The organism is Actinomycetota bacterium (assembly GCA_005888325.1).
Taxonomy (GTDB): Bacteria; Actinomycetota; Acidimicrobiia; order Acidimicrobiales; family AC-14; genus AC-14.
This window is the reverse complement of sequence record VAWU01000091.1, coordinates 1-1,140: the sequence shown is the minus strand read 5'-3', so window position 1 is coordinate 1,140 and position 1,140 is coordinate 1. Positions and strand designations below refer to the sequence as shown.

Sequence of the window (1,140 nt, the reverse complement as noted above, 5' to 3'; positions counted from 1 at the left end):
ATCGACGATCACAGCCGCCTGGCCTACACCGAGGTGCTCACCGATGAGCAGGGACGAACCGCGGCCGCGTTCTGGCGCCGGGCCGAGGCCTGGTTCAGGGCCCGAGGCGTGATCGTCGAGCGGGTCTTGACCGACAATGCCTTCAGCTACCGGGGCAAGCTTTTCAACCAAGCGCTGGGCGAGAACCGCATCAACCACAAGTACTGCCGGCCCTACCGACCCCAGACCAACGGCAAGGTCGAACGCTTCCACCGGACCCTGCTCGACGAGTGGGCCTACGTCCGTCCCTATTGCCGCGAGTCGGACCGCACCCGCGCGCTTGCGCGCTGGCTCCACCGCTACAACCATCATCGGGTGCACACGGCTATCGGAGGTCCGCCGGTCTCACGCGTGACCAACCTCCCGAGGGAACACATCTAGGCGATGATCTGGCGTGCGGGCTAATGCCAGACGGAGGGCTACGGGTCGTAGTTCCAGTGTGAGGCCCGGATGTCGATCGCTTCGGGTGAGCGCGGCGACGGAGTCGCAGCTGCCGTGACTGAGGCGAAGGTTCGGCGAGCTGCGCGAACCAGCCCTCGACGAGGTGCACCACGACGAGTCTCATCCGGCGTCGACGGGTCGTACGTGGGAACGACCGCGCCCCGACTACGAACGCGTCGACTCTGACCCGCGCCGGTGGTTGGTCGTATCGTTGGCCACTATGCGGTCTGACGGCTCCGAGCTGGTCTTGGTGGAGGGCCGTGCTGCGTTCGATCGGTCCGAGTGGTCCGCAGCGTTCGAGGCGTTCGGGCGGGCGGATGCCGACAGCGCCCTTGGACCTGATGATCTCGAGCGGGCCGGGCTCTCGGCGATGTGGTTGGGTGAGTTCGAGCCTTGTATCGAGTTCCGCCAACGTGCCTTTGGCTTGCGCGTGGCGGAGGGCGACGTGCACCACGCGGCTGAGTTGGCGATCGAGTTGTGCTTCGATCAGGCGGGACGAGATCGTCTGGCCGTTGCCATGGGATGGAAGCAGCGCGCCGAGCGTTTGCTCGAGGGGTGCGAGCCGTGCTCCGCGTTAGGCCGGTTGGTTGAGCTGCGGGCGATCGTTGCGCTCGAGATCGACCACGATGTCGCGACCGCCTTGGAGCACTACGACGAGGC

2 protein-coding genes are annotated in these 1,140 nt (G+C 66.3%); both read left to right on the top strand.

Annotated features, from left to right (window positions below):
* Positions 1–33 precede the first annotated feature (33 nt).
* Positions 34–420, top strand: coding sequence for a transposase family protein (locus E6G06_22265; protein ID TML85036.1), 387 nt, complete (start codon positions 34–36; stop codon positions 418–420).
* Between the two features lie 280 nt (positions 421–700).
* On the top strand, positions 701–1,140 hold a 440-nt coding region (locus E6G06_22260; protein TML85035.1), incomplete at its 3' end, for a hypothetical protein.